Annotated in this window: 19 protein-coding genes; 10 read left to right on the forward strand and 9 right to left on the reverse strand. The window is 66.0% G+C overall.

Annotated elements, in window-relative coordinates:
• Positions 1 to 250 precede the first annotated feature (250 nt).
• From gcvT to IAE58_RS10765, 3 genes are all read left to right on the forward strand, one after another.
• Positions 251 to 1,363, forward strand: a complete 1,113-nt coding sequence (gcvT, locus tag IAE58_RS10755; protein WP_108753878.1) for a glycine cleavage system aminomethyltransferase GcvT — start codon at positions 251 to 253, stop codon at positions 1,361 to 1,363.
• A 93-nt stretch (positions 1,364 to 1,456) separates the two neighbouring features.
• The gene (gcvH, locus tag IAE58_RS10760; protein WP_108753877.1) at positions 1,457 to 1,852 is read left to right on the forward strand and encodes a glycine cleavage system protein GcvH; all 396 of its coding nucleotides are present in this window, start codon (positions 1,457 to 1,459) and stop codon (positions 1,850 to 1,852) included.
• Positions 1,853 to 2,357: 505 nt separating this feature from the next.
• Positions 2,358 to 3,116: a histone gene (locus tag IAE58_RS10765; protein ID WP_233614911.1), complete on the forward strand. Its 759-nt coding sequence runs from the start codon at positions 2,358 to 2,360 to the stop codon at positions 3,114 to 3,116.
• Positions 3,117 to 3,297: 181 nt separating this feature from the next.
• Here IAE58_RS10765 and IAE58_RS10770 read toward each other — a convergent pair whose 3' ends face one another.
• A complete protein-coding gene (locus IAE58_RS10770) occupies positions 3,298 to 4,191 on the reverse strand; it encodes a LysR family transcriptional regulator (RefSeq protein WP_199933715.1) in 894 nt (297 codons plus the stop codon).
• A gap of 114 nt (positions 4,192 to 4,305) precedes the next feature.
• On the opposite strand from IAE58_RS10770, the gene IAE58_RS10775 reads away from it, so the two are divergent.
• Positions 4,306 to 5,064, forward strand: coding sequence for an SDR family oxidoreductase (locus IAE58_RS10775; protein ID WP_199933716.1), 759 nt, complete (start codon positions 4,306 to 4,308; stop codon positions 5,062 to 5,064).
• Between the two features lie 260 nt (positions 5,065 to 5,324).
• On the opposite strand, the gene IAE58_RS10780 is transcribed toward IAE58_RS10775, so the two are convergent.
• Positions 5,325 to 6,713 (reverse strand): serine hydrolase domain-containing protein, encoded by a 1,389-nt coding sequence (locus tag IAE58_RS10780; RefSeq protein ID WP_199933717.1) that lies wholly within the window; start codon positions 6,711 to 6,713, stop codon positions 5,325 to 5,327.
• A gap of 283 nt (positions 6,714 to 6,996) precedes the next feature.
• On the opposite strand from IAE58_RS10780, the gene IAE58_RS10785 reads away from it, so the two are divergent.
• Together IAE58_RS10785 and IAE58_RS10790 are read left to right on the forward strand one after the other, a co-directional pair.
• Positions 6,997 to 8,325: an MFS transporter gene (locus IAE58_RS10785; protein WP_199933718.1), complete on the forward strand. Its 1,329-nt coding sequence runs from the start codon at positions 6,997 to 6,999 to the stop codon at positions 8,323 to 8,325.
• A gap of 77 nt (positions 8,326 to 8,402) precedes the next feature.
• Positions 8,403 to 8,759, forward strand: coding sequence for a DUF1304 domain-containing protein (locus IAE58_RS10790; RefSeq protein WP_108750793.1), 357 nt, complete (start codon positions 8,403 to 8,405; stop codon positions 8,757 to 8,759).
• A gap of 136 nt (positions 8,760 to 8,895) precedes the next feature.
• Here the strand turns inward: IAE58_RS10790 and IAE58_RS10795 are convergent, their stop codons facing one another.
• Both IAE58_RS10795 and IAE58_RS10800 read right to left on the reverse strand, forming a co-directional pair.
• Positions 8,896 to 11,373: an acyl-CoA dehydrogenase gene (locus IAE58_RS10795; protein ID WP_199933719.1), complete on the reverse strand. Its 2,478-nt coding sequence runs from the start codon at positions 11,371 to 11,373 to the stop codon at positions 8,896 to 8,898.
• The gene (locus IAE58_RS10800) at positions 11,370 to 12,287 is read right to left on the reverse strand and encodes an alpha/beta hydrolase (protein ID WP_199933720.1); all 918 of its coding nucleotides are present in this window, start codon (positions 12,285 to 12,287) and stop codon (positions 11,370 to 11,372) included. Before IAE58_RS10800 ends, IAE58_RS10795 begins: the two co-directional genes overlap by 4 nt.
• A gap of 140 nt (positions 12,288 to 12,427) precedes the next feature.
• On the opposite strand from IAE58_RS10800, the gene IAE58_RS10805 reads away from it, so the two are divergent.
• Entirely contained in the window at positions 12,428 to 13,030 is a 603-nt protein-coding gene (locus tag IAE58_RS10805) for a TetR/AcrR family transcriptional regulator (protein ID WP_108762668.1), read from the forward strand.
• A gap of 175 nt (positions 13,031 to 13,205) precedes the next feature.
• Here the strand turns inward: IAE58_RS10805 and IAE58_RS10810 are convergent, their stop codons facing one another.
• The 3 genes from IAE58_RS10810 to IAE58_RS10820 form a co-directional block, all read right to left on the reverse strand.
• The gene (locus tag IAE58_RS10810; RefSeq protein WP_199933721.1) at positions 13,206 to 16,079 is read right to left on the reverse strand and encodes a TonB-dependent receptor; all 2,874 of its coding nucleotides are present in this window, start codon (positions 16,077 to 16,079) and stop codon (positions 13,206 to 13,208) included.
• Between the two features lie 377 nt (positions 16,080 to 16,456).
• The gene (locus IAE58_RS10815; RefSeq protein ID WP_108753870.1) at positions 16,457 to 17,314 is read right to left on the reverse strand and encodes a hypothetical protein; all 858 of its coding nucleotides are present in this window, start codon (positions 17,312 to 17,314) and stop codon (positions 16,457 to 16,459) included.
• Positions 17,315 to 17,434: 120 nt separating this feature from the next.
• Positions 17,435 to 18,328 carry an Hsp33 family molecular chaperone HslO gene (locus IAE58_RS10820; RefSeq protein ID WP_199933722.1) on the reverse strand — a complete coding sequence of 298 codons (894 nt, stop codon included), beginning with the start codon at positions 18,326 to 18,328 and terminating at the stop codon, positions 17,435 to 17,437.
• Positions 18,329 to 18,405: 77 nt separating this feature from the next.
• Between IAE58_RS10820 and mtgA the strand changes: the two genes are divergently transcribed.
• From mtgA to IAE58_RS10835, 3 genes are read left to right on the forward strand one after another with little or no spacing between them, the layout of a single operon-like run.
• The gene (gene mtgA, locus IAE58_RS10825) at positions 18,406 to 19,149 is read left to right on the forward strand and encodes a monofunctional biosynthetic peptidoglycan transglycosylase (RefSeq protein ID WP_108753868.1); all 744 of its coding nucleotides are present in this window, start codon (positions 18,406 to 18,408) and stop codon (positions 19,147 to 19,149) included.
• A gap of 44 nt (positions 19,150 to 19,193) precedes the next feature.
• A complete protein-coding gene (locus tag IAE58_RS10830; RefSeq protein ID WP_199933723.1) occupies positions 19,194 to 20,213 on the forward strand; it encodes a glycosyltransferase family 2 protein in 1,020 nt (339 codons plus the stop codon).
• Complete coding sequence (locus tag IAE58_RS10835; protein ID WP_108753866.1) at positions 20,173 to 20,604, forward strand: CBS domain-containing protein; 432 nt, start codon at positions 20,173 to 20,175, stop codon at positions 20,602 to 20,604. Before IAE58_RS10830 ends, IAE58_RS10835 begins: the two co-directional genes overlap by 41 nt.
• 525 nt (positions 20,605 to 21,129) lie before the next feature.
• Here the strand turns inward: IAE58_RS10835 and IAE58_RS10840 are convergent.
• Positions 21,130 to 23,109 carry an AsmA family protein gene (locus tag IAE58_RS10840; protein ID WP_199933724.1) on the reverse strand — a complete coding sequence of 660 codons (1,980 nt, stop codon included), beginning with the start codon at positions 23,107 to 23,109 and terminating at the stop codon, positions 21,130 to 21,132.
• A gap of 82 nt (positions 23,110 to 23,191) precedes the next feature.
• Positions 23,192 to 23,830, reverse strand: coding sequence for a hemolysin III family protein (locus IAE58_RS10845; RefSeq protein WP_108753864.1), 639 nt, complete (start codon positions 23,828 to 23,830; stop codon positions 23,192 to 23,194).
• Between the last annotated feature and the right edge of the window lies 1 nt (position 23,831).

Raw genomic sequence — 23,831 nt, forward strand, 5'->3', positions numbered from 1 at the left:
TGGCGCCTACGAGCCCCCATGGACGGGTTTACGGCGTGTCCCGCCACCCCACACCGCCCCGCCCAAGCCAAGACATCCCAGAGCCGCAGTGCTCTGGCTCTGGCTTTGCGCTCTGCGCTCTGGCGTGTAGAAAGCGCCGCCGGCCGCAGGCCGGCCCAACTCACACCACCCCCGCTGCGCTGCGGCACGCCTGCTGTCGACCGATCTGGGATAATGCGCGTTCTTGTTTCCTCTGCTGCCGGACCCGGTCATGACCCAGAAGACGCTGCTCAACGATACCCACCGCGCCCTCGGCGCCAAGATGGTCGATTTCGGGGGTTGGGACATGCCCATCCACTACGGCTCGCAGCTGGACGAACACCACCTGGTGCGCCGCCAAGCCGGCGTGTTCGACGTCAGCCACATGACCGTGGTCGACCTGCGCGGCGAGCAGGTCAAGCCGTTCCTGCGCCGCCTGCTGGCCAACTCCATCGACAAGCTGAAGGTGCCGGGCAAGGCCCTGTACTCGTGCATGCTCAATGCCCGCGGCGGCGTCATCGACGACCTGATCGTCTACTACCTGGCCGACGACTTCTTCCGCATGGTGGTCAACGCCTCCACCCGCGAAAAGGATCTGGCCTGGCTGCGCGAACAGGCCGCACCGTTCGGCGTGAGCGTGGAGCAGCGCCCGGACCTGGCCATCCTGGCCGTGCAGGGCCCGCAGGCCCGCGACAGCGTCGCTGGCCTGGTCGGCGGCGCCGACCGCGAGGCGTTGGCCAAGCTCACCCGTTTCGCGGCCCTGCAGGTCAAGGCCGACGACGGCGTTGACCTGTTCGTTGCCCGCACCGGCTACACCGGCGAGGACGGCTTCGAGATCCTGCTGCCGCAGGACGCGGTGGTCGCGTTCTGGAACCGCCTGATCGACGCCGGCGTGAAGCCGGCTGGCCTGGGCGCGCGTGACACGCTGCGTCTGGAAGCCGGCATGAACCTCTACGGCCAGGACATGGACGAGGAGATCAGCCCGTACGAAGCCGCGCTGGCCTGGACCGTGTCGCTGGACGAAGGCCGCGACTTCATCGGCCGCGATGTGCTGGAGGCGCAGAAGGCCGCCGGCACCGCGCGCCAGATGATCGGCCTGGTGATGGACGAGAAGGGCGTGCTGCGGCACGGCCAGGCGGTGACCACCGCCAGCGGCCAGGGCGAGATCCTGTCCGGCACCTTCTCGCCCAGCCTGGCCAAGGGCATCGCGTTTGCCCGCGTGCCGGCAGGCGAACTGGGCCAGGTGACCGTGGACATCCGCGGCCGCCAGGTACCGGTGCGCGTGGTCAAGTTCCCGTTCGTGCGCGAAGGCCAGGCCCAACCGGGCGTGCTTGCCGACGCGTGATGCGAACGTGCCGGTCGTCACTGACAGCAGTGGCGGCCGGTTGGTTACACTAGCCCCGTTCTTTCCACACCCCTGTATTCCTGGAGCAGTTCCATGAGCGAGATCCCCGGCGACCTCAAGTTCCTCAAGTCCCACGAGTGGGCCCGCGTCGAAGGCAATGGCCGCGTTACCGTTGGTATTTCCGACCACGCCCAGGGCCTGCTGGGTGACCTGGTCTATGTCGAACTGCCCGACGTCGGCGCCGACGCCAAGGCCGGCGAGCAGATCGCCGTGGTCGAATCGGTGAAGGCGGCTTCGGACGTCTACAGCCCGATCAGCGGCAAGGTGGTCGAGGTCAACGCGGCGCTGGCCGACAAGCCGGAAACCATCAACGAAGATGCCTACGGCGAAGGCTGGATGTTCGTGGTCGAGCTGTCCAATGCCGAAGAGCTCAACGAGCTGCTGGATCCGGACGCCTACGCCGAAGCACTGGAAGACGAGGACCACTGAGTCCTGGTTTCCGGCGAACACCAGCGGCCACCTTCGGGTGGCCGTTTTCGTTTCTGCACCCGTGTCGGCCAGGACCGAAGCTGCGTGTGCCGGGTGCGCGTGGCGGTCGTCGTTGCACGCGATCGATGCGTTCGGGCTTGCGCAGTTTTGCGCAAATCCGTGTTTCGGCACCCGCGGAACTGCACCCGGATGTGAAAAGTTTTTACCCCCGTTGTGGGTCCGTTTCGAGAGCGGCTGCCACCGTCGTGCGGTAGCGACGACGACCGCACGTGCAACCTGCGCCAGCCACTGCCTATCAACGCAGAGTGCTTATTTCAAGTGTTTTTTATTCAACGTGTGGCTTGCCGAGTACGCCGTCGCGCTGCGCTGCGCCGCTCCAGCAGGCACGCGACGGGCGCTGCCGGGCCCGCAGCGGGCGCGTCGCCAGGGCGCCGCGATGTGAAAATTTTTCGCGGGGGTTGTTGACAGTAAAAAAAACCGTGATTAGGTTTCGCCTCAGCAGACCTTGCCTGCCCAACCGAGTGCGCCGAATCAATCGTCCGATGCGAAGCAATCCCTCCAAGACCACCGCGATCCTCAAGACGGTGGACAGGGCCCCGCTTCCCCCGGAGAAACGCACGGCACCTTTCTTTCCGATGTCCGTCCCGCCGACCGGGGCCGACATTGCCGCATCCGTAACGGCGCGCCTGACGCGCCGGCGGTCCCCGCACGCAGCATCGGCGGGTTTGATCCACCTGGGCGTTTCAACTCCCTATCACTGACGAGGAGCCATCCCATGGCAACCAAGAAAGCTGCGAAAAAGAAGCCCGCCGCCAAGAAAGCGGTGAAGAAGGTCGCGAAGAAGGCCGCTGCCAAGAAGGCAGTGAAGAAGGTCGCGAAGAAGGCAACGGCAAAGAAGGCGGTGAAGAAGGTCGCCAAGAAGACCACTGCGAAGAAGGCTGCGAAGAAGGTAGCCAAGAAGCCGGCGAAGAAGACCGCGAAGAAGGCCGTCAAGAAGGTCGCCAAGAAGGCAGTGAAGAAGACTGCCAAGAAGGCTGCCAAGAAGACCACCGCCCGTAAGCCGGCCAAGAAGGTCGCCAAGAAGGCAGTGAAGAAGGCCGTCAAGAAGACTGCCAAGAAGGCCGTAAAGAAGACCGCGAAGAAGGCCACCAAGAAGGCTGCCCCGAAGAAGGCAGCGAAGAAGGTTGCCAAGCGCAAGCCGGCCGCTCGCAAGAAGAAGGCCGCTCCGGTTGCTCTGCCGGCCACCCCGGCACCGCTGATCTAAGTTTCATCCCGATCGCCGTACCCTGAAACCCCTTCCCTGTTGCCCAGCAGGGAAGGGGTTTTTTTATGCCCGCGCACACTGCCTCGCCCTTGTAGAGTCGAGCTTGCTCGACTGCGCCCCCGCCCATGTAGAGTCGAGCCATGCTCGACTGCTTCGGCAAGGCGGTAGAGCAAGCTCGACTCTACGGGTTAGGGACTGGCGGGAATCGCTCCACCAGGAACTCGACAAAACTACGCAGACGGGTGGAGGGGTAGCGGTCGCGAGCGTAGACCACGTGCATCGGCCGCCCTGCCTGCCCGTGCTGCGGGAACAGCTGCACAAGTCGTCCGGCTGCAACATCCGCAGCCAGCAGCAGAGTCGACTGCAGGACGATGCCCAGGCCATGCAGTGCTGCCGTGCGCAGCGCTTCGCCATTGTTGATCTGCAGCCGTGCAGCAGTGCCCCGTTCGAGTCTGCCAGCATTGTCCTGCACCCACTGGGACAGCGCGCTGGGTTCGAACGACAGGCATTGGTGGTCTGCCAGTTCGGGGAGGGTACGCGGCGTGCCATGCTGGGCGAGATAGGTCGGCGCCGCACACATCATCAACCGATACGGCGTCAGCGGCCGTGCCACCAGCGCGTCGCTGTCGGCCAGGCTGCCGATGCGCAGCGCGGCTTCGAAACCTTCTTCGGCCAGATCGACCACGCGATCGTTCAGGGTCACCTCCACCTGTACCTGCGGATGGCGCTGCATGTAATCGGCGAGCGCGGGTACCAGCGCGTGCGTTCCAAAGATCACCGGCGCACTGACGCGCAGCATCCCGGCCGGCGCCAACTGTTGGTGCGCGGCTTGCGCGTCGGTCTCTTCAACCAGCCGCAGGATGTCTCTGCAACGGGCGTAGTAGTCCTGGCCAAACGGGGTCATATGCTGGCGGCGGGTGGTGCGGCTGAGCAGCTGCATGCCCAGCCGCGCTTCCAGTGCGCGCAGGTGCTTGCCGGCCATGGTGGCCGAGATGTCCATGGCTGCTGCGGCAGCGCTGAGGCTGCCCTTGTCCACGATCAGCACATACACCTGCATGCTCTCCAGCAGATTCATCTGACACTCCCGGTTCTGAATGCTGAAACCTGCGCGAAGTTTATCAATCGGGGGTAATCAATGAGCATTGGGCGCACGTGCCGGATGGTCCGGCCCAATAGACGGGAGAACGTCGTGGATCTGAACCTGGAAGGACGTACCGCGCTGGTCACCGGCGCAGGCAGCGGCATTGGCGCCGCCGTCGCGCGACAGCTGGCGGCGCTCGGTGTGCACATCGCGATCACCGCAAGACGGCTGGAGCCGCTGCAGGCGCTGGCAACGCAGATCGTCGCCGACGGTGCACCAGCGCCGCTGATCCTGCCGGGCGATCTCACCGACGCGGGGCAGGTCGCAGGCATCGCTGCAGGGGCACAGGCCGCTCTACGCCGCGTGGACATTCTGGTCAACGCCGCAGGTGGGGCGCGTCCGACCTCGCTGGATGCCGATGATGAGGTCTGGGAGGAAGCGATGGCACTCAATTTCTCTGCGTCGCGGCGGCTGACCCAGCGGCTGTTGCCCGGCATGCAGGCTCAGGGGTGGGGACGGGTGATCAACTTCAGTGGCTCGATGGAGCCGCGTACAGTGAACGCGGCGACTGCGGCAAAAGCTGCCCTGCACCTGTGGGGAAAAGGGCTGTCATCGGAGGTGGCCGCGCAGGGCATCACGGTCAACACCATCGCGCCGGGGCGCATCAACAGCGCACAGGTTCTGGGCCGGCTGCATCCCAATCAGGAGAGCCGGCGCGCGTTCATCGATCGCTACATTCCCATCGGCCGTTTCGGCGAACCGGAAGACGTGGCGCCGCTGGTAGCATTCCTGGCGTCGCCGCTGGCGGATTACATCACCGGCGCGGTGATTCCGGTGGACGGCGGCATGCATCACTTCGCGCACTGACCCCGCTCTTGTAGCGTCGGGCCATGCTCGACTGCGCCACCGCCGTTGTAGAGTCGAGCTTGCTCGACTGCTTGGCTGGTCAGTCGAGCAAGCTCGACTCTACGAAGCCAGGGCAGTCGAGCAAGCTCGACTCTACGAAGCCAGGGCAGTCGAGCATGGCTCGACTCTACAAGAGCGGGCAGTCGAGCAAGCTCGACGCTACCCAAACAAAAAGGGCGACCCGCAGGCCGCCCTTTCCAGGTTTACCGGCGTGTACCGGCTCAGCGCGGCGAGGCCACCGCGCGGTTGCTCGAAGCACCCTTGCCCTTGCGCTTGTCCTGCGCGGGAGCAGCACCGTCGGCCATCAGGCTGTCGCTGCCGAAGTCGGTATCCACGTCAAGCCAGCGCTGTGCAGGCAGGCCCAGGGCCGAATCGAGCACAGTCGGCAGCAGGCCGCTGGGCAGGCTGCTTTCGCCGTTCCACATGATCGCAATGCCGAGGTCGCGTTCGGGCACCAGCGCCACCAGGCCGCGGTAGCCCTGCACGGCGCCAGCATGGAACACCACGTCGTGGCCGGCGTAATCGAACGTGCGCCAGCCCAGCGCGTAGCCGGCCGAATGCAGGCGCTCGCGGCGCCAGCCCGAACGCATCTCGCCCGGGGTGTTGATCAGGCTCGAATGCAGGGTGGCCAGCAGCGGCGCCGGCAGTACGTCGGGGCGGTGGCCGGTGTGGGCCAGCAGCCACTGCGCCATGTCGCTGGCGCTGGCGTTCACGCCTGCCGCCGGCGCGACGCGGTAGTAGGTCGGCTTAGGCGTCAGCGACACCCAGCCGTTGCGGCTGCGCACGTGCGGGCGCGCCCAGCGCGAGCTGGCCTGGATGCCAGCCAGGCCCATGCTGGCATCGTTCATGCCCAGCGGCTTGAAGATGCGCCGTTCCACGGACTGTTCATAGAAGCTGCCAGAGGCGGCATAGACCACATCACCGATCAGGCTGAAGGCCACGTTCTGGTAGGCGTAGCAGTCACCCGGCAGGCACTTCAGGCTGGTGTTGGCCAGCTTCTGGGTCAGCGTGTAGTACTCGGCGTTGCCTTCGATGTCGCGGTCGTAGGCGTTGTAGGGCAGGCCCACGCGATGGCTCAGCACGTCGGCCACGGTCAGGCGGTCGGTGGCTTCGGTCGAGTTGAGCCGGAAGCCGGGCACGTAGTCGGTCACCTTGCTGTCCCAGCGCAGCGTGCCATCGTTCACCAGCAGGCCGGCCATGGTGCCGGCGAAGGCCTTGGACAGTGATGCCAGGCGGAACACGGTGTGGGCATCGACCGGCAGCGGGTTGTTGACATCGGTCACGCCATAACCGCGCGCGCTGATGACCCGGCCGCCCTGCACGATGGCCACGGCCATGCCCGGCACGCGCTCGCCATAGGTCAGCTGCTGCGCCATCGATTCGATGTTGGCCACGTTGAACCCGGCTGCCGGCAACTGCACCTGCGGCACCAGCCCGGTGCGGTAGGCGGCCGGCTGGGTGTGGGCCACGCTGTGGGATTCGATGTTGGCCGGCAGCGGCGGCAGCGGCGGCGGCGTCTGCGCGGTGGTGGACAAGGCAACGGGCATGAGCATGCCCAGCAAACCAGTGGTCGCCGATCGGATCGGACGACGCAGGCTGTTCTTTTTCATCGAGGAGACCCGTGCGCGACTGCTGGAGTCGATTCTAGCGCCGCTTTTCGCCTATGCACAAACAAAGCGAAGATGAATGCGCATCTCGTTGAAAAAGTTGGATTTTGACGCTTGTTCCGCGCGCTGCGACGGGTCCCGGCAGGGCGGCTGCAACGCTCGGTTCTGCCGGCCCTGCAGCACCCGGCTGGTGATGTTGCAGTGCATTGGCTAACGTACGCGCTTCATCGCCCCCGGAGCCTGCCATGCTGCTGTCCAACCGCTGTACGCAGGCGAGGGGAACCGCGTGAGCGCGGCAGGCAACAGCGGTGCCTTGCGTGGGCTGTTCGCGGCCCTGCGCGAATCGCCGGCGCTGTGGTGGTCGTTCCTGTACTTCTTCTGCCTGCTCAGTGGCTATTACGTGCTGCGCCCGGTGCGCGAGGCGATGGCCGCCTCGGCCGATCTGGAAACGGTGTTCCCACCGCTGCTGATCAGCTGGTTCGCCAGCCACGGCATCGCCCTGAAGGATTTCGTCCTGCAGTTCCTGTTCACCTGCGTGTTCCTGATCATGCTGGTGCTGCAGCCGGTCTATGGCTGGCTGGTCAGTCGTTTTCCACGCCGGGTCTTCCTGCCGGTGGTGTATGGCTTCTTCATCGTCACCCTGCTGGGTTTCTACGCGCTGTTCGACAGCGGCGTGCCAGGGCGGGGCATGGCCTTCTTCCTGTGGGTGATGGTGTTCAACCTGTTCGCGGTGGCGGTGTTCTGGAGCTTCATGGCCGATGTGTTCACCAACGCCCAGGCGCGCGCCTGGTACGGCTACATCGGCGCGGCCGGCACCGTGGGCGCGTTCCTGGGGCCGATCATCACCAGTGCGCTGGCCCAGCGGGTAGGCATCGCCAATCTGATGCTGGTGTCGGCCGGGTTCCTGGTCGTGTGCCTGTTCTGCATCTGGCGGCTGCGCCACTGGGCGGTGCTGCGCGAGCGCGAACAGCAGCTGGTGTCGAGTGAACAGCCGATGGGCGGCAGCGTGCTGGATGGCCTGAAGCTGATCGTGCGCGAACCGCTGCTGCGCTGGCTGGCGGTGCTGGTGGTGTTCGGCGTGGGCGTGGGCACCCTGCTGTACAACCAGCAGGCCAGCATCGTGCGCGCCGCCTTTACCGATCCGGCGGCCAGCACGGCGTTCTTCTCGCGCATCGACCTGGCCGTCAACGCGCTGACCCTGCTGCTGCAGCTCAGCCTGACCCGCTGGCTGCTGTCACGCCACGGCATTGCGCCGGCGCTGCTGATTCCCGCATTCGCCATCCTGATCGGGTTCTCGGTGCTGGCGGCCTCGCCACTGCCGATGATGGTGGCGGTGGTGCAGGTGATGACCCGCGCCAGCGAGTTCTCGCTGTTCAAGCCCGCGCGCGAGACGATCTACACCCGCGTGGACCGCCAGTGGCGCTACAAGGCAGGCGCGGCCATCGACACCGTGGTGTACCGCGGCGCCGACCTCAGCTTCACCTGGGTGCACAAGGCGCTGTCGCTGTTCGGTTCGCACGTGGTATTCGTGGGCGGCATCCTGGCAGCGGCCTGCATGACCGCCGCCGCGTTCGGCGTGCTGCGCGAAGAGAAGAAGCTGCCGCGCGACCGCTGAGCCGCGCGGGTCGGATCCCTCTCCTACGGAGAGGGCTCTGACCCCATCACCCCATCCATCCATCCAAGGAACCGCCCATGTACTGGATCGCACTCGCCCTGACCCTGCTGGTCGCCCTGCTGCACGTTTATTTCCTGGTCCTGGAAATGTTCCTGTGGACCCGTCCGCTGGGCCTGAAGACGTTCCGCAACACGCCGGAGAAGGCCGAGATCACCCGCGTGCTGGCGGCCAACCAGGGGCTGTACAACGGCTTCCTCGCTGCGGGGCTGTTCTGGGGCCTGTTCGACCACCTGCCGATGCTGGTGAACTTCTCGCTGGGCTGCGTGATCGTGGCCGGCTGCTACGGCGCCTGGAGCGTGAACAAGCGGATCTTCTTCATCCAGGCGCTGCCGGCGGTGCTGGCTGCCGTGGCATGGTGGTTCGTGCCGGCGTGATCGCGTGATGGCGGTGCGTGTATCCACCCATGGGGTGGATCTACTGCGGTAGTGCCACGCCATGCGTGGCTCCGCAGCTTCCACAAAAAACGGCGGGCCGAAGCCCGCCGTTTTCATGTCCGCGTCATCCAGGCGATCACGCTGCCTGCGAATGCGGGTCCTTGTGCTGGCGGTCGTAGTAGCTGGCTGCACGCAGTTCGTGGGTGTCGAAGTCGTCCACAGTGATGGTGTCCAGGGTCAGCGTGCGCAGTTCTTCCAGCAGGCTGCGCTCGTCCTGGGTGATCACGCCTTCGGCCACGGCCTCGTCCAGCTGCGCCTTGAAGTCCAGCGCCTCGATGCCCTTGCTCTTCAGTGCCTTCAGGAACTTGCGCTCCACCGGCTCGGCCATGATCGCCTTGCTCAGGTAGCTGTTGATGCGGCCGCCCGGGTTGTTCTCGCACGGGGTCAGGAACACGCCGCTGGCCAGGCGGTCGCGTGCTTCGTTGGGGGCCATCAGCAGGGCGGCCACGCGGCGGCTCAGGCGATCGCCCGGGGCTTCGGCACGACGGCCCAACGGGAAGATCAGCGCCCACATCAGCCAGCCGATCGGACGGATCGGGAAGTTGCGCAGGGCCGCCGACAGCGACTCTTCGATCTTGTGCACGCTGTCATGGAAGGCCCAGGCCAGCAGCGGCTGGTCGGCCTGCGGTGCGCCTTCGTCGTGGTAACGCTTGAGCATGGCGCTGGTCATGTACACATGGCTCAGCACGTCGCCCAGGCGGCCGGACAGCGATTCCTTGAACTTCAGCTTGCCGCCGAGGGTCATCATCGAGATGTCGGCCATCAGCGCCAGGTTGGCCGAGTAACGGTCCAGCTTGCGGAAGTAGCGGCGGGTGTAGGCGTCGCCCGGGGCGGCACCGAAGCGCGCGCCGGTCAGGCCGAACCAGAACGAGCGCACCGCATTGGAAATGCCGTAGCGGATGTGGCCGAACAGGCTGCGGTCGAAGTCCTGCAGACCGGCGCGGGTGTCCGGATCCTGCGCGGCCTTCATTTCCTTCAGCACCCACGGGTGGCAGAGGATCGCACCCTGGCCGAAGATCAGCAGGCTGCGGGTCATGATGTTGGCGCCTTCCACGGTGATCGCGATCGGCGCGGCCTGCCAGCTGCGGCCGGCGAAGTTGCGCGGCCCCAGGATGATGCCCTTGCCACCGATCACGTCCATCATGTCCGAGATCACTTCGCGGCTCATGTTGGTGCAGTGGTACTTGGCGATGGCCGACGGCACCGACGGCACGTCGCCGCGGTCCACCGCCGCTGCAGTAGCCTGCGACAGCGCACTGATCTTGTAGGCCTTGCCGCCGATACGGGCCAGCGCTTCTTCCACGCCTTCGAAGCGGCCGACCGACAGGCCGAACTGCTTGCGGATGCGGGCGTACGCGCCGGTGACGGCCGCGCCTGCCTTGGCGCCGCCGCTGGCGGTGGAGGGCAGGGTGATCGAGCGGCCCACGGCCAGGCACTCGTTGAGCATGTTCCAGCCCTTGCCGGCCATGGCCGCACCACCAATCAACTGGGTGAGCGGAATGAACACGTCCTTGCCCTTGATCGGACCGTTCTGGAAGGTCGAGTTCAGCGGGAAGTGGCGACGGCCGATCTCAACGCCGGCGGTGTCGCGCGGCAGCAGGCCCAGGGTGATGCCGATATCGCGGGTATCGCCGATCAGGCCGTCCGGGTCGTACATGCGGAAGGCCAGGCCGATCAGCGAAGCGACCGGGGCCAGGGTGATGTAGCGCTTGTCGAAGGTCAGCTTGACGCCCAGCACCTGCTCGCCGTTCCACTCGCCCTTGCAGACGATGCCGTAGTCGGGAATCGAGGTGGCATCGGAGCCGGCGAACGGACCGGTCAGGCCGAAGCAGGGCACTTCGCGGCCATCGGCCAGGCGCGGCAGGTACTGGTCCTTCTGTTCCTGGGTGCCGTAATGCACCAGCAGTTCACCCGGGCCCAGCGAGTTCGGCACGCCCACGGTGGAACTGACCACCGAAGACACCGAGGCCAGCTTCTGGATCACCTTGTGGTGGGCCAGCGCGGAGAAGCCCAGGCCGCCGTATTCCTTCGGAATGATCATGCCGAAGAACTTGTTCTTCTTGATGAAGGCCCACAGTTCCGGCGGCAGGTCGGCGTGGACGTGGGTGATTTCCCAGTCGTTGACCATGGTGCACAGCTCTTCCACCGGGCCATCCAGGAAAGCCTGTTCTTCGGCGGTCAGCTGCGGCTTGGGGTAGTTCAGCAGGATGTTCCAGTCCGGATCGCCGGTGAACAGCTCACCCTCGAAACCGACCGAACCGGTTTCCAGCGCGATGCGCTCGGTCTGCGACAGCGGCGGCAGCACCTTGCGGAACACCTTCATCATCGGGCCGGTCAGCAGCGGCTTGCGGATGAACGGCAGCAGCAGCGGCACGGCAATCACAGCCAGCACGGCGGCGGCCACGATCGTGGCGGTCTGGTTCACGTAGGGCACGAACCAGCAGACGGCCAGCAGGGCCACGCTGATCAGCGTCCAGGTAACCAGCCGCATGCGGTGGTAGGCGACGAACGCGCCTGCCAGCAGCAGGGCGAGGAAGGGAAGAACGATGCTCATGAGCGTGCTCCGGTGACGTGCTCGTTTGTGGCGGACGAAGCCGCAGCATCCGCTGCGGGCAACACGTCCAGATAGTCCAACACAGTAGCGGTAAAGGCGTCGTTGTCATCACCGGCGACCATGTGCGTGGCCTGCGGCAACTGTACGTGGCGCGCGTGCGGCGCCAATGCCAGGAATTCGGCCACGGTCTGCGGCGTGACCAGGTCGCTGCGGCCGCCACTGACCAGCAGCAGCGGGCACTTCACCTGGCGCGCGGCCTCGGCCAGGGCGCCCTGGTGCTGTTCGCTGTCGCGGGCCAGCTCGGCCACCAGGCGCGGGTCCCAGTGCCAGCGCCAGCGGCCGTGGCCGTCCTCGCGCAGCAGCGCCTGCAGGGATGCTTCGGATTTGCGCGGGCGGTGCGGCAGGTAGGCGGAAATCACATCGGCAGCGTGCGCCAGCGAAGTGAAGCCCTCGGGGTGGGCGGTCATGAAGGCCAGGATGCGTTCCACGCCAGCGGTGTCCCAGCGCGGGGTAATGTCCACCAGCACCATGGCCGAAAACAGGCCCGGCCAGCGCGCTTCGGCCAGCAGGCCGAACAGGCCGCCCATGGAGGCGGCCACCAGCACCGGCGGTCGCGGTTGTTCACCGGCCAGCACGATCAGGTCATCGGCAAACTGCTCGCCGTGGTAGGGCAGGTCGGCCGCATTCCAGTCCGAATCGCCATGGCCGCGCGCATCGTAGGCCAGGGTCTGCAGGCCGGCGGCCGACAGGGCGCCGGCGGCGGCATTCCAGGCGTGCCGGGTCTGGCCGAAGCCATGCGCGAACAGCACGCGGCCGCGGCGCCCGGCCTGGTTGGCCGTGGCGGCCAGGCGCGCGCCGTGAGCCGCTTCCAGGCGCAGATCAGTGAACACAGCGTCAGCAGCAGGGGTAACCATACTTGATAGTATGGATGGGCCGTCAAGGAAGTCAATACTGCCCGGTATGGTGCGCTGCAGAAGCCGCGCCGCAAGGGTCATGACGGTTTCCAGCGCAACGGCATACTGCAACGAACCCCGGCGTATGGTTAAATCAGCCCATGAATCAACCTGACACTTCCGCCGGCGAACCGCGCGCCGGCCGCAACAGCCGCCTGAGTGCCGAAGACTGGGCCCAGGCCGCCCTCGACCTGATTGCTGAACAAGGGGTAGGTGCCGTCGCGGTGGAGCCGCTGGCCCGCCGCCTGGGTGTCACCAAGGGCAGTTTCTACTGGCACTTCCCCTCGCGCGATGCGCTGCTGCAGGCCGCGCTGGAACGCTGGGAACTGTTCGAGCAGGAGCAGGTGTTCGGCAGCCTGGAAGACGTGCCCGATCCGCGTGCGCGCCTGCGCCAGCTGTTCCAGATGGTGGCCCATGAAGTGCAGCCGCACATCATCTACAGCGAGCTGCTGAAGGCGCTGGACCATCCGATGGTGCGACCGGTGATCGATCGCGTATCGCAGCGTCGCCTGGACTACCTGATCGCCTCGTTCCGCCAGGCAGGACTGAGTTCCACCGATGCCCGCCACCGTGCGCGGCTGGCGTATGCGGCCTATGTCGGTTTCCTGCAGTTGTCGTTGCAGCTGCAGCAGCCCAAGCAGGCACGCGAAGATTTCGAAGCCTATGTCGAACACCTGATCGAGACGTTGATTCCGAACGGTTGATCCCGGAACGGACGACAGGTGCTGGCCAAGGGCCGTGGCATTGCCACGGCCTTTTTCGTTGCGCGCTGTGCGGAACAGAAACAGAAACAGAAACAGAAACAGAAACAGAAACAGAAACAGAAACGGGGCCCCGAAGGGCCCCGTCCTGGTGTTTTACGCTACGAACAGGCCTCGATCAGAAGCGCTGGGTGTACTGCATGAACAGGTAGCGATCGTAATCCAGCATCGGGTCGATCGACGACGAGCTGTTGTTGGTCAGCGAGTAGGTGATCGGCGGCTGCTTGTTCCAGATGTTGCGGGCACCAACGGTGACCGAACCATTCCAGGGGGCAGCCCAGGTCACCGAAACGTCCTGGTAGCTGATCGAGCCCTTCTTGTTGGCGCCCACGCCACCGCCCCAACCGTTGTTCGGGGTCAGGTAGTTCGGCTCGTTGCACGAATCGTCGTCGTAGCAGAAGTCGCGGTAGCCACCGTAGTAGCGCAGGTTCCAGCTGGCCGACAGGTCGCCCTTGGCCCAGTTGACGCCGAGGGTGGCGCGCACGCGCGGCGAGTTCCAGTAACCGGCGTAGTCATCCCACGGTGCGCCATCTTCGGACTGCTGGCGCAGCGAGACCAGGTAGTTGCTGTCCAGGCGGAGCGAGAACTGACCCGCTGCGAACTCCGGCAGGCGGTAGTTGACAACGAAGTTGTAGCCTTCGGTTTCCAGGGCGCCCAGGTTCGCGTTGCCGCGGCTCAGGGTCACGATCTGGCCGGTAGCGGCATCACGGCTGTAGTTACAGAAGGAGGTCACCCCGTTGTAGCACTGGTTCAGCACGTAGGTCGCGCCGACGGCAGTGATCACGTTGGAGATGCTGATCTTGTACCAGTCAAGCGAGAAGTCCAGGCCCTGGATCCAACGCGGGCTGAAGACCAGGCCCACGGTGCGGGTCTTGCTGTATTCCGGCTCGAGGTCGGCATTGCCGACGCCAGCCTGGAACGGAGCGTTACCCTGGGTTTCGCGCGCGGTAACCGGCACGCCAGCATTGTCGGTCTGGCGGAAGGTCGGTGCCAGGCCTTCGCTGGCGCAGCGGGCAGCTGCAACCGGGTTGGACAGCTGGCCGAAGCGGGCATCGCACGGATCGGTCAGGTCATCGAAGGTCTGCGAGCCGCCACCGAAGGTGTCGTCCAGGGTCGGGGCACGGAAGCCCTTGCCGTAGGTCGCACGGACCAGCAGGTCTTCAACCGGCTTCCAGGTCAGGCTGAACTTGCTGTTGGTGGTGTCGCCGAAGCGGTCGTAATCGGAGTAACGGCTGGCGATGTCGAACGACAGTTCCTTCGCACCCGGCACATCCTTCAGCACCGGAATCATCAGCTCCAGGTACACTTCGTCGGTCTTGTACTTGCCGGAAGTGGCGCCTGCAGCCAGATCGGTGGTGTAGCCGGCGCTGGACAGCTGGTCCGGGTTGTCGTAACCGGATACTTCACGGTGTTCAACGCCTGCCGCGAAGGCGAACTCGCCCGCGTTGCCCGGCATGTCGAACAGACCACCGGTGATGTTGGCGAAGTACTGCTTGCTGACGCTCTGCTGGGTCGCCTGGCCAAGCGTGTTGATGTACTTCAGCGCGTCGGCGGTGGAGGCCGACGGGCCGCCCAGCACGTCGAACGGGGTGCACTGGCCGGCCGACAGGCTGGTGCCCAGCGGGATCGGGTTGGCAGCGGTGCCGCACTGGACCACGCCCTGCGAGTTCAGGAACGACGGGCCCAGGGCCTTTTCCAGTGCCAGAAGGTTGAGGTTGCCGGTGCTGATCTGGGTGACATCGAACTTGTTGTAGTTGATGCCAGCGTCCCAGTTCCAGCCGTGGGTGCCCACATCGAACGCGCCTTCCAGAGCGGCATCGAAGTGATAGCTCTTCACGTCGTTGCGCGAGATGCGCGGGATTTCGATCGTGCGGCGGAACCAGTTGGTGATGTCCTGGCCGACCGGGTTGTAGTAGCTCTGGCCGCTGATGTAGACCGGGTAGGTCGGCTGCGCGTTGGCGCTCATCGGGTAACCGGCGACCTGACGCTCGGAGTTGCGCTCGGAGTACATGACCGTGGACTTGAAGGTCACGTAGTCATTGATGTCGAAGCTGCCGGCAGTGAAGATCGACTTCGTCTCGGTCTCCTGCGCCAGCATCATCTGCTGGGTGGAGTTGAAGCGGTCGTTCACCGAGATGGCGTTGTGGTAGTTGGCGAGATCGCGCGAATCAGCGCCCACGCCCTGGCCGTCATACGAGCCGGTGTGGTTCAGGATGTAGGTATTGCCACCGAAGGTGAAGCGGCCCCACGGACCGGTGGCGCTGAGCGCATCCAGCGGATGTTCCGGGCCGTACGTGGTGCGGGTCAGCGCACGATCCTTCGAGAAGACCGGGTCTTCCTTGGTGTAGCTCGCGCCGAACAGGATCGAAGCGCGGTCATTGGTGGCGCCCAGGGTGAAGGAGTAGGCTTCCTTCTGGCCATCGCCACGGCCGTTCTGGCCGATCAGGGCCGAGACTTCCGCGCCGTCGAAGCTGGTACGCAGGATGATGTTGACCACGCCTGCGATGGCGTCGGAGCCGTAGATCGCCGAGGCGCCGTCCTTCAGCACTTCGATACGCTCGATGAGCGAGGCCGGGATGGTCGACATGTCGGTGAAGCCGGCCAGGCTGGAGGTCCAGCGCTTGCCGTTGACCAGCACCAGGGTGCGCTGCTCGCCCAGGTTGTACAGGTTGACGTACTGACCGCCCTGTTCCGGGTTGGAGGTCAGCACAGCGGCCTTGCTGAAGGTCTGGGTGCCGGAGACGGTGAGGTTCTGCAGGATGTCGCCGACGCTGACCAGGCCCGACTTCTTGATGTCCTCGGAGGACACGGTGAAGATCGGCTGGGCGGTTTCGACGTCGACCGAGCGGATGCGCGAACCGGTGACCTGGATGCGATCCAGGTTGGTGGCGCCGCTGGTGGTGGCTTCCTGCGCATGGGCGGTCGCGGTGGAGGCACCGGCGACCAGCGCGATGACAACGGCATCGCGCAGCTTGTTGGACTTGAAGTTCATTGGCTCTCTCTCTCCAAGGAAATCTTGGCTGGGGTAGTGCCTGGCGACGGGGCCCAAAGCGGGCTCCAAAAACGCAAGGCTGAACCGATAGTAACGAGCCTCGCTGGAAAATTAAAGGTGTGTTAATTCATGTCTCACTTTTCACGAAAATCCAACAAAAACCTTTAATTTCAATGGTTTGAATTTTAACTGCGCGGTGGCTGGCGGTTTATGGCACGTGGCGGGGGCGTAAAAAGTTTCAGTTGATGCATGTCGCGGCGTGTCGTTGTGTAACCGCTGTGACCGGCGGAGGCGCGACACGATGCGAGCGGAAACAGAAAAGGGCGCCCCGAGGCGCCCTTGTTGCGACATGGCCGGGTTACCGGCCAGAGGTGGGATCAGAGATCCTGTTCGTAGCGCACGTACGGCACGGTGCCGTCGTCGTTGCTCTCGTTGCGCGGGGAGAACGGATTCTTGCCGCGGCTGATGACGTTTTCCGCGCCGACGGTCAGCTGCCCCGACCACGGCGTGCGCCAGGTCAGGCCGATGCCCAGGCCTTCCCACTTGCCCGGCTTGCCGGGCACATCGACCACGCGGCCGATGATGCTGCCGCTGAAATTGCCGTACCCGGCGCCCAGGCTCAGGCTCTTGCTGTCCCAGCGGTCGACGATGGCCGGTGCGGCATCGGCCAGCGGCACCAGGCGCGCCTTGGCGTAGGTGCCGGCAATGGAGACGAAGCCCTCGCGGCCGATGTTGCGCTGGGCGAACACAGTCAGATCGTTCTGCTCGGCGCGCAGGGCAGGGGTCTTGTTCGGCGAGGCCAGCCATGCCGGCAGCGTTTCACGGCCGGTACCGGCGGTGATGCCCAGGCGGTTGCTGCCACGGTTGAGTGCGGCGGTGCCGGTGAAGCGGCGGTTGTTGGCACCGATCGCGTCGTCTTCATCGCCCAGGCTGGCCAGCATGCAATGGCTGGCCAGACCGCTGATGCTGGTGCCACTGCTGCTGTTGCACAGCAGGCCCAGCGAGTCGCCCGAGGACAGACCGAAGGCGGCATCCAGCGAGTTGCGGCCGAAGTGCCAGCGTGCGCCCGCGGCCTGTTCGCCGGTGGGTTCCAGGTACAGCAGGGCTTCGACCTTGCCGCTGCCCTTGTTCCAGACCGGAATGACGGTGCGGGTGTCCTTGCTCTGCGCATGCGCGCCCGTGATCGCGCCAAGGGCGATCAGCAGGGCCAGCGGTAGACGCAGGAAGGTACGCATCGGACCAGTTCAGACAGGGGCGGACGACGAAAGTTCCCGCTGGGGCGGGAACTCGATCCTAGGGTGTTTATGAATTCTTAACAAGCCTTGATCCTCCCCAGAACACAAGACCTGTCTGTTTTACTGAAGCCGTTCAGGTGCCGGTGCATTCCCCTCGGCACCGTGGAACAGTATGCCGAACTCCGTCAACGGAAAGTGATACTCCTGTCCGCAGAATTCGCATCGCACCTCCACCGCGCCGGTGTCCTCGGCGGCCGCACGGGCTTCTTCTTCACCCAGCGATTCGAGCATGGCGGCGACCCGCTCGCGCGAGCAGGAACAGGCGAAGGACAGCGGCTTGTCGCCTACCAGCACCGGCTTCTCCTCGTGGAACAGGCGGTGCAGCAGGTCTTCGGCCGGGGTGCCCAGCAGCTCGGCCTTGCCCAGGGTCTCGAACAGCGCGCTGGTGCGCACCCAGCCATCATCGTCGCCCTCGTCGCCGGGCAGCTTCTGCAGCAGCAGGCCGCTGGCACCCTCGCGGTCGGCGGCCAGCAGCAGGCGGGTCGGCAGCTGTTCGGACTGCTGGAAGTAGTCCTCGAAGGCTTCGTCCAGCTCGGCCGCGCTCAGGCCGACCAGGCTCTGGTAACGCTGCGGCTCGCGCGGGTCCAGGCCCGGGTTCTCGATGGTGATGGCCAGCAGCGCGCCCTCGCCCAGGGTGGACAGGTCACGCGGCGCGTCGCCGCCGTCGGCCAGCTGGGCAATGCCGCGCAGGGTGCCGGCAGCGGTGCATTCGGCGAACAGGGCGCGCAGGGCAGTGTTGCTGCGCAGCTGGATCGACAGACGGCCATCAACCTTGGTGTGGCCGGTGAACAGGGCCGAGGCGACGCTGGCCTGGCCCAGCAGTTCGGCGGCGTTGTCCGGGTAGACCGCGTGCGACAGGATCTTCTGCCAGGTGGCGTGCAGACGCACGTGGACACCGCGGACGCCGGCGTCGGGCAGCAGGAAACGGATCAGGGAATCGGATTGGGCGGTCATCGGCTCACATCGCGCGGAAACAGGGGCGGTTGCCGGATAATGCGCCGACAACCAGATAGAAGAAGGATGCACCAGTAATGGGGGCAGGGGGAGAGCAGGACAAGGTGGCGGCCGCCCCGGTCGCGCAGCGCCGGCGCTGGCGCTGGCGGCAGCTGCTATGGCTGCCGGTGCTGTTTGTGGCGTTCAGCTGCCTGCAGGTGCTGGTGCTGCGCTTCATCGATCCGCCGCTGTCCACGGTGATGCTGTGGCGCTATGGCGAAGCCCTGGGCCAGGCTGACTGGTCCTACCGGCTGCATTACCAGTGGCGTGACCTGGACGACATGGCCCCCAGCCTGCCCATTTCGCTGGTGGCCGCCGAAGACCAGCGCTTCCCCGACCACAATGGCTTCGACCTGCAGGCCATCGAGAAGGCGCGTGACCACAACGCGCGCGGTGGGCGCCTGCGTGGCGCCAGCACGATCAGCCAGCAGGTGGCCAAGAACCTGTTCCTATGGCAGGGCCGCAGCTGGGTGCGCAAGGGCCTGGAGGTCTGGTACACGGTGCTGATCGAAGCGTTCTGGCCCAAGCAGCGCATCCTGGAGATGTACGCCAACATTGCCGAGTTCGGTGACGGCGTCTATGGCGCGCAGGCGGCGGCGCAGACCTTCTGGCGCAAGGATGCCGCGCGCCTGAGTCCGGCCGAGAGCGCGCGCCTGGCGGCGGTGCTGCCGGCGCCGCGCCGTTACAACGCGGCCAAGCCCGGGCCGTACGTGCAGCGGCGAGCGGCGTGGATCCAGCGCCAGGCACGGCAGCTGGGCGGCGCGGGATATCTGCAGGAGTAGGGTGGCGGCGGGCCGCAGGCGTGCCTGCGACGTACAATCCGCGCATGAATCGTGACCGCCTGACGTTCGTCATTGCCGCCCACAACGAAGCGCTGGCGCTGCCGCAGCTGCATCCGCGCCTGTGCGCGGTGCTCGATGGCCTGGCCGATATCGACGGCCACGTGCTGTACGTGGACGACGGCAGCAGCGATGAGACCTGGGCGGTGATCAGCGGTCTGGCCGCCGTGGATGGGCGGGTGTCGGCCCTGCGTCTGTCGCGCAACTTCGGCAAGGAAGCGGCCCTGACTGCCGGTCTGGACCAGGTGCGCGAAGGCGCCGCCATGATCCTGGACGCCGATGGCCAGGACCCGCCGGAACTGGTGCCGCAGTTCGTCGCGCGCTGGCGCGAAGGCTTCGACAACGTCTATGGCACCCGTCTGGTGCGCGACGGTGAAAGCTGGAGCAAGCGCACCACGGCCGCGCTGTTCTATCGGGTGATCGGCCGCCTGTCGCCCACGCCGATTCCGGCCGACACCGGTGATTTCCGTCTGCTGTCGCCCCGTGCGCTTTCGGCGCTGCGTGAGCTGCGCGAGCGCCACCGTTTCATGAAGGGGCTTTTCAGCTGGGTCGGGTTCCGCCGCGTGGCGGTGCCCTACCACCGGCATGCGCGCCTGGCCGGCAGCAGCAAGTTCAGCCTCTGGCGCTTGTGGAACTTCGCCCTGGAAGGCATCACCGGCTTTTCCACGGTGCCTCTGCGCGCGGCCACCTATCTGGGGCTGGCGACGGCGGCGGTGGCCTTCGTGTTCGGCGTGTGGGTGATCGTGAAGGCGGCCCTGTACGGCGACCGCGTGGCTGGCTGGCCGACCATGATGGCGGTGATCCTGTTCCTGGGCGGGGTGCAGTTGATCGCCCTGGGGCTGATCGGCGAATACCTGGGCCGGCTGTACGAAGAGTCCAAGCAGCGGCCGTTGTACCTGGTTGACGCGTGGTTGGCACCGGGCGTGGCAGAATCGGCCCTGCAACCCACCCTGGGAGGGCAGGCAGATGACGTCGGTACGGCAACTGTTGGACGGCAAGTCCCCTGAAGTGCACGCGGTCGCCCCTGGCGCCGCGGTGATCGATGCGATCCGGCTGATGGCCGAAAAGGGCATCGGTGCGGTGCTGGTGATGGACGGCCCGCGCCTGGTCGGCATCCTTTCCGAACGTGACTACGCGCGCAAGATCGTGCTGCGCGACCGATCTTCGCGCGATACCGCGGTGGCGGAAATCATGACCGCACAGGTGGTGACCGTGGCGCCGGGTGAGCAGGTGGAGCACTGCCTGCAGCTGGTGACCGATTACCGTATCCGCCATCTGCCGGTGGTGGAAGGCGGGCAGGTGCTGGGGGTGATTTCCATCGGCGATCTGGTGAAGTCGGTGATCGACGCGCAGCGGCGCGAGCTGGATCATCTGCAGCAGTACATCGTGGCGGGGTAGGTTTTTCGCTGGCGGGCTTGCAGCCCGCCGGCCCGGCCTTTGAAGCCAGAGCCAGAGCTCAAGAGCTCAAGAGCAGCGCCTTCCTGATGCGTGGGGAGGCGGAGGGCATGGCCGTGCAGGACACGCGGTAAATACGTCCATGTAGCTCGTAGGCGCCGTCCTTGGCGCCTACGGTCCTGCACGGCCATGTCCTTCGCCTCTGGACACGTTCCTGCGAGCGCGGTGCGTCTCAGCGCCGACCATCTGCGTCTGCCGACCACGCGCTTCTGCCGATCATCCGCTGCTGCCGACCACCCGCTTCTGGTAGGTGCCAACCTTGGTTGGCACAGCTCTTGATCTTGATCTTGAATTTCCGCTCTCGTTCCGCGCGCGGGGAACTGTCTGGAGGCGGAGGGCTACCGCAGGCAGGACCGTAGGCGCCAGGGACGGCGCCTACTAGCTACATGGATGTATTCACCGCGTGTCCTGACTGCGGTAGCCCTCCGCCTCACCCCATGAAAGAGCACGCGCCGCGAACAACCGCTCTTACTTCGCATACTGCCCACCGCAGTTGGCATCCTTGCCCGGGCCGGTCTCGATCGTTGCCAGCAGCGCGGCCGGCGGGGCGATGCTGCCCAGCGCCAGGGCCACTGCGCCGCGCAGGCCCAGCGCCTTGAAGTCCGGGCGGAACGACGGGTCCTTAAAGGTGCCGCCGATGCGCAGTGGCGAGCGCAGTACCAGGATGCTCTTGTCCTTCGGCCGTGGCCGCAGCAGCAGGTCCAGCGATTCGTCGCGCAGGTTCACCGTTCCCTCGCCAATGACGATGGTGTCGGTGGTGTCCACCGCCAGTGCGCGGCTGGTCATCACGCCATCGCGCACGCCGAAATCGGCGAAGGCGCAGCGCAGGGGAATCTGCCGGTCACCGGTGAACAGGAACTTCACCGATTCGGTGATGTCCAGCCCGGCCAGCTCCATCACAAGGTTGCCCACGTGACCGCGGCCCATCGCCACGCCCACGTCGCCGCTGCTGCCACCCAGCATCGCGGCGATCGAATTGCCGCGACCGCTCAGGTCGATCTGGCCGCTGATGCCGCCCTTGGCCTGCTCGGCCAGCTTCGCATCGGGGAACAGCTGCCCCAGCTGCACGCCGCGGACGCTGGCCTTCAGCGTGGTGGCAATCTGCGGCTGCCGTGCATCCATGCGGATCGTGCTGCGGATATCACCACCGGCCACACCGAAATTCAGGGGATCCAGGCGCAGCACGCCGTCGTCCAGCAGCAGGTGCGCGTCCATGTCGTCCAGCGGCAGCGAGGGCGCATTGATGCGGTGCGCTTTCCAGCGCACGTCGGCGTCCATCGCACGCAGCTTGCCCAGGTTGTACGGCGTGTCCGGCAGCACGCGGTTGCTGGCCGCCACCTTCACCGCTTCGGCTTTCTGCTCGGCATTGGCGGTCTCGCCGCTGCCGGTCCTGGGCGGAGCGCCGACGAAGCCGGCCAGATCATCGAAATCCAGTCGGCGCGATTCCAGCGTGGCGGTCAGGCGCGGCCGGTCGCGGCCCACTTCGAACTGCAGGTTGCCGCCCAGGTCGCTGTCGCCAACCTTGCCGGTGAAGCGCTCGTAGCGCCACACGTTGTGGTCGCGCTTCAGGCGCCCGTTCAGGGCATACGGGGGCGATGGGGGAATGGCGATGCCCAGCAGCGGGTAGAGATCGGCAAGGTCCTGGCCACTGAGGGCGAACTGCAGGTCGAACAACTGCAGTGCGAACGGGTTGGTCAGCGTGCCGCTGGCCACGGCATGGGTGCCGCCGGCACGGCCGTCCAGGTGGATGCGGAACGGATGGGCGCTGTCGGTCAGTTGCAGGGGCGATTCGGTGCCGCCGCTGAGGGTGAATGCATTGCCCTGCCAGCGGCCCTTGCCGGCCACCAGCAGGGGCGGCGCGGCGTCGCCCTGGCGCGGCTGGCCACTGCGCACGTTCAGGCGGATATCGGTGCGGCCACGCACATCGGAAAACTGCAGGCGACCGTCGTCGATGAACAGGCGTTTCAGTTGCGGCATGGTGCCACCGCTGCTGTCGCCGAGGAAGTCCCAGTTGCCGGCCTCGCCCTCGCGCGGCGCGGTCTGCAGCAGCACGTCGGGGCGGGTCAGGCGTACCTCAGGCAGTTGCACGCTGCCGCGCAGCAGCGGCCAGACCCGCACGTCGATCTCCACCCGGTCGGCGCTGGCCATGTTTGGCTGCCGGGCCCAGGCCGCGTTGGCCAAGGTGATGGCATCGGCGCGCACGGTGGTGGTGCGTCCCAGGTCCACGTCCAGATTGCCGATGTGCAGGGCGCGCCCGGTACGGGCCTGCACGGCACGCTCCACCGGGCCCTTGAACCAGTTCCAGTCCCACAGGGCAATGAGCACCAGCAACGCGGCCAGCACGAATACCAGCGCGGCCAGCCAGCGTTGGCCCCGGCGGCCGGGGCGGCGGAGGCGCCAGCGCGAAGCGCGCGGCGTCGCAGGGGACGGGGAAGGGGCAGCATTCACGCTGCCATCGTTGCCCTACCGGAGTGGACGGGGCGCGAAGCGCTCATGTGCATGGTGTGCACAGGAGCGCGGTGCAGTCGGGTTACAGCACCTGCATGGTGACGGCCACGAAGTGGCAGACGCTGCCGCCGATCACGAACAGGTGCCAGATTGCATGCGAATAGGGAATCGATTCGCGGTGGTAGAAATAGGTGCCCAGGGTGTAGGACAGGCCGCCGCCGAACAGCCAGGCCAGGGTGCTGCCGTCGATGGAGGCCCACATCGGCTTGATCGCCACGATCACCAGCCAGCCCATGGCGATGTAGATACCGGTGGAAAGCGCCTTGAAGCGGCCGGTGTAGAACAGCTTGAACACCACACCGCCCAGCGCCAGCGCCCAGATGGCCGTGAACAACCCCCAGCCCCAGGGGCCGCGCAGGCCGATCAGGGTGAACGGGGTGTAAGTGCCGGCGATCAGCACGTAGATCGCGCAGTGGTCGAACACCTTCAGGCGGCCCTTGGCCGTGGGGTGCTGGATGGCGTGGTACAGCGTGGAGGCGGTGTACAGCAGCAGCAGGGCGATGCCGAACACGATGGCGCTGGCCAGCTGCCAGCCGTCGCCGTAGATGGCGGCCAGGGTGATCAGTACGGCGCCGGCGGCCAACGCGAATACGGCGCCGAGCCCGTGGGTCAGGGCGCTGGCGATTTCTTCGCGGATGGAAGCAACAGTCGTGGTGGACATG

Origin of the sequence: Stenotrophomonas sp. S49 (assembly GCF_016624905.1) — a bacterium.
Taxonomy (GTDB): Bacteria; Pseudomonadota; Gammaproteobacteria; order Xanthomonadales; family Xanthomonadaceae; genus Stenotrophomonas.

Coding starts and splice junctions, on each gene's coding strand:
- IAE58_RS10780 (WP_199933717.1), bottom strand. CDS start 6,713: ATGAAAAAGAACAGCCTGCGTCGTCCGATCCGATCGGCGACCACTGGT.
- IAE58_RS10795 (WP_199933719.1), bottom strand. CDS start 11,373: ATGAGCATCGTTCTTCCCTTCCTCGCCCTGCTGCTGGCAGGCGCGTTC.
- IAE58_RS10820 (WP_199933722.1), bottom strand. CDS start 18,328: ATGACCGCCCAATCCGATTCCCTGATCCGTTTCCTGCTGCCCGACGCC.
- IAE58_RS10790 (WP_108750793.1), top strand. CDS start 8,403: ATGTACTGGATCGCACTCGCCCTGACCCTGCTGGTCGCCCTGCTGCAC.
- IAE58_RS10835 (WP_108753866.1), top strand. CDS start 20,173: ATGACGTCGGTACGGCAACTGTTGGACGGCAAGTCCCCTGAAGTGCAC.
- IAE58_RS10770 (WP_199933715.1), bottom strand. CDS start 4,191: ATGAATCTGCTGGAGAGCATGCAGGTGTATGTGCTGATCGTGGACAAG.
- mtgA (WP_108753868.1), top strand. CDS start 18,406: ATGGGGGCAGGGGGAGAGCAGGACAAGGTGGCGGCCGCCCCGGTCGCG.
- gcvT (WP_108753878.1), top strand. CDS start 251: ATGACCCAGAAGACGCTGCTCAACGATACCCACCGCGCCCTCGGCGCC.
- IAE58_RS10815 (WP_108753870.1), bottom strand. CDS start 17,314: ATGCGTACCTTCCTGCGTCTACCGCTGGCCCTGCTGATCGCCCTTGGC.
- gcvH (WP_108753877.1), top strand. CDS start 1,457: ATGAGCGAGATCCCCGGCGACCTCAAGTTCCTCAAGTCCCACGAGTGG.
- IAE58_RS10800 (WP_199933720.1), bottom strand. CDS start 12,287: ATGGTTACCCCTGCTGCTGACGCTGTGTTCACTGATCTGCGCCTGGAA.
- IAE58_RS10845 (WP_108753864.1), bottom strand. CDS start 23,830: ATGTCCACCACGACTGTTGCTTCCATCCGCGAAGAAATCGCCAGCGCC.
- IAE58_RS10830 (WP_199933723.1), top strand. CDS start 19,194: ATGAATCGTGACCGCCTGACGTTCGTCATTGCCGCCCACAACGAAGCG.
- IAE58_RS10805 (WP_108762668.1), top strand. CDS start 12,428: ATGAATCAACCTGACACTTCCGCCGGCGAACCGCGCGCCGGCCGCAAC.
- IAE58_RS10810 (WP_199933721.1), bottom strand. CDS start 16,079: ATGAACTTCAAGTCCAACAAGCTGCGCGATGCCGTTGTCATCGCGCTG.